This window comes from Mycetohabitans endofungorum (assembly GCF_002927045.1).
Lineage (GTDB): Bacteria > Pseudomonadota > Gammaproteobacteria > Burkholderiales > Burkholderiaceae > Mycetohabitans > Mycetohabitans endofungorum.
On record NZ_PRDW01000039.1, the window covers coordinates 1 to 3,883 of the forward strand.

The 3,883-nt window shown below is 61.7% G+C and carries 1 protein-coding gene; it reads right to left on the reverse strand.

Annotated features, from left to right (window positions below):
• Nucleotides 1–3,883: non-ribosomal peptide synthetase (locus tag B0O95_RS14990; protein ID WP_146064115.1), on the reverse strand; the 3,883-nt coding region annotated here is incomplete at both ends.

The following is a 3,883-nucleotide window of genomic DNA, read 5'->3' on the forward strand; positions in this document are numbered from 1 at the left end:
CGTCGAAAGCCGGGTTCGCTGCGAACGCCACACGATCACCGGTGCCAATGTCAACATAGCCATTGTTGATGACCAGCCGCGCAATCGCATGATGCGGCACCATCACGCCCTTCGGCGTGCCGGTCGAACCCGACGTATAGATCACATACGCCAGATGCCGGGCCGTCAGCGCGGCTACCGATAGATTCGTGTCCGGCAACGCCGGCAGTTCGGCCGGATCGAGCACCGTGCACTCGGCCAGCGCCGCGTCGCCCAACGCAGCGCGCCCGGCCGCATCCGCGAGCACAATGCTCGGGGCCGCATCAGCGAGAATGTGCACCAAGCGCTCACTCGGATAGCTCGGGTCGAGCGGCACATACGCGCCCCCGGCCTTTAAAATCGCCAGCAGCCCCACGACCAGTGCGGGACTACGCTGCACGCAGATCGCCACGCGCGCATCGGGCTTGACGCCTAACTCGATTAGCTGGTGCGCGAGGCGATTGGCTTGTGCGTTCAGCTGCGCATAGCTAAACGTCTGGTCTTCAAACACCAGCGCTGGCGCCTCGGGCGTGCGCTTAACCTGCGCCTCAAACAACTGGTGCACGCACACGTGCGACGGATACGCCTGCTGCGTCGCGTTCCATGTCTGCAGCAGCAACTGACGCTCAGCCGGCGACAGCAACTCAAGCGTTGCGACCGGCTGCTGGGGGCACGCCACCATGGCGCACAACATCGTCTGTAGATACTCGACGTGCCGCTCGATCGTGGATCGGTCGAACAGCGCCGTCGCATACGCTAAGCTGCCGACGACCTCGTCGCCTGCCTCAAATAAGTTCAGCTCGAGATCGAACTTCACGACGTCATACTCGAGCTCAGCCGGCGTGGCCGTGAGCCCAGGTAAGCGCCACTCGCCTGGCTCATTGTTCTGCCACGCCAACATCATTTGAAACAGCGGCGTGTGATTGAGCCGGCGTGGCGGCTGCACGATCTCGACCACTTGCTCAAACGGCAGATCTTGATGCGCCTGCGCGTCCAGCGTCGTGCGCCGCACGCGCTTAAGCAGTTCGCTCGTATTGGGCTCGTCGGATAAGTCGACGCGCAACGCCAACGTATTGACAAAAAAGCCGATCAACGGCTCGATCGCAGCATGCCCTCGATTTGCGCTGGGCGTGCCAATGACCACGTCGTGCTGACCTGATAGGCGTGCGAGCTCCACGCTCCACGCGGCAAGCACCGTCATAAATAGCGTCGTACCATGTTCAGCGCTCAAGCGCTTGAGCGCTTGCGTCGTGGCCACATCCATGCGCACCGGCACGTGCGCGCCGGCAAACGACTGTTGTGCCGGGCGCGGCCGATCGGTCGGTAGTTCCAGCAGCGCCGGCGCATCGGCCAGCGTCGTGCGCCAATAGTCGCTTTGCGCCTGCAGCCGCTCACCCGTGAGCCACCGTCGTTGCCACGCCGCATAGTCCGGATACTGAACCGCTAGCGGCGGCAGTGGGTCAGCTTGCTCCCCGACGCTCGCCGCGTATAGTGCACTCAACTCGCGCGCGAGCACGCCGATCGACCAGCCGTCCGACACAATATGGTGTTGCGTGAGCAACATCACGTGTTCGTCGTCGGCCACTTGAATGCCGCACGCGTGGATCAACGGACCGCGCGCCAGATCGAACGGCGCGCACGCTTCATCGGCGGTCAAACGCGACAGCTGCGCGTCGGCATCGGACACGCCGCGCAGATCATGCCAGCGCAGCGGCACACCCCTGTCCGCCGGCAGCAATTGCACCTGCGGCTGACCGTCAACGCTCACAAACGTCAAGCGCAGCGCTTCATGACGCGCGAACAGCGCATCCAATGCCTGTTGCCATGCGGCCCGATCAAGCGGCCCGCGCACGCGCAGCGCCAGCGGAATATGATATGTGTCACTCACCCCATCGAGCTGCGCGAGGAACCACAGCCGCTGCTGTGCAAACGACAGCGGCAAACTGCCTTCGCGCGACACCGGCGTGATCTCGGGCAACGCATCGGCGCCTTGTTGCAAGGGGGCGTCGAGCGCCGCAGCAAACGCCGCCAACGTGGGCGTCGCGAACAAGGTGGCCAGCGGCACATCGGCACCCAGCCCTCTGACCCGGTTTATCAACCGCACCGCCAGCAGCGAGTGGCCCCCGAGTGCAAAGAAGCTGTCGTGCCGACCCACACGTTCGACACCCAATAGCTCGGCCCAGATCGCCGCCAGCGTCGTCTCAAGTTCGCCTTGCGGCGCTTCATACGCTTGATGCGCGAGCGCGTCATCATCCGGTGCGGGCAGTGCACGCCGATCCAGCTTGCCGTTCGGCGTCAACGGCCACGCATCGAGCCGCACAAACGCGCTGGGCACCATATACTCAGGCAGGCTCGCCGCCACCTGTGCACGCAAGGTGCTCGCCAGGTGCTCGTTCGCTTCGGCCTGCACATACGCGACGAGCCGCTTAGCCGAGCCCTCGCCGGTTGCCAACACTACCGCATCACGCACTTGCGGATGCGCCGTTAAGCACGCTTCGATCTCCCCCGGTTCAATCCGAAAGCCGCGAAGCTTCACTTGCTCATCGTTGCGGCCCAAGAATTCCAGATTGCCGTCCGGTAAATAACGCGCCAGATCCCCAGTCTTATACAGCCGCGCATCGGGCTCAATCGAGAACGGATCCGGCACAAAGCGCTCGGCGGTCAACTCCGGGCGGTTCAGATAGCCACGCGCGACCCCCGCACCACCAATATACAACTCGCCGACCGCACCCAGTGGCACCGGCTGGCCGTGCGCGTCAAGCAAATAAACGCGCGTGTTCGCAATCGGCCGCCCAATTGGAATATTGTCTTCTACACAGGCCACTGGACAGGTCCAAAACGTTGTACCAATAAGATTTTCAGTGGGACCATACAAGTTGTGAACTTGCGCGTCAGGCAGCAGCGTTTGACACCGCTGGACAGTCGCACCGGGCAGTGCTTCGCCACTGCAAATCAAATGCTTTACCGATGTGCATCGCTGAGCGCCTTCCGTATCCAAGAAAATGCTGAGCATGGATGGCACAAAGTGGACAGTCGTGATGCGCTCCTGGACAATGAGATTCATCAAGGCAACAGGGTCTTTATGAACGTCAGCGTCTGCGACAACAAGGGCCGCGCCATTGAGCAACGTCCCAAAAAGCTCCCAAATTGAGATATCGAAGTTAAAGGATGTTTTTTGGAGAACGCGATCGGCAGACGTCAGACTATAACCTCGTGGCCGGTCGAACAGCGCCTGATCTTCATTTAACGTACCGTTAAGCTTTGTAACCTCGAATAAGCGTGCAATTTGAACATGTTCGATCATCACGCCCTTCGGCGTGCCGGTGGAGCCCGATGTGTAGATGACATAGGCAAGATGGCGAGGAGTCAGTTCGGCTACCTGCGGGTTGAGTGCAGCTTGATCGAGCGCTACATCCGGCTCAAGTACGGTTCGGCACGCAAGCGTCGCTTCCCCCAACGTGGCCCTGCCCGTTGCATCGGCTAGTACAATCGGTGGCGCGGCATCATGCAGAATATGCGCGAGGCGCTCGCACGGATACGCGGGATCGAGCGGCACACAAGCACCGCCCGCTTTCAGGATCGCCAATAGCCCCACGACCATTGCCGGCGAGCGCTCGACACAGATCGCCACTCGAGCGTCCGGCTTAACGCCCAGTTCAATGAGCCGATGCGCGAGGCGGTTGGCCCGTGCGTTTAATTGCGCATAGCTCAGCGTCTGCTCTTCATACACCAGCGCAGTAGCATCGGGGCTGTGCTGCACCTGCGCCTCGAACAACTGATGAAGGCACTGGTGGGCTGGGTAAGGAGCCGCCGTCGCATTCCATGTTTGCAGCAGTAGCTGACGCTCATCCGCTTCCAGCATTTG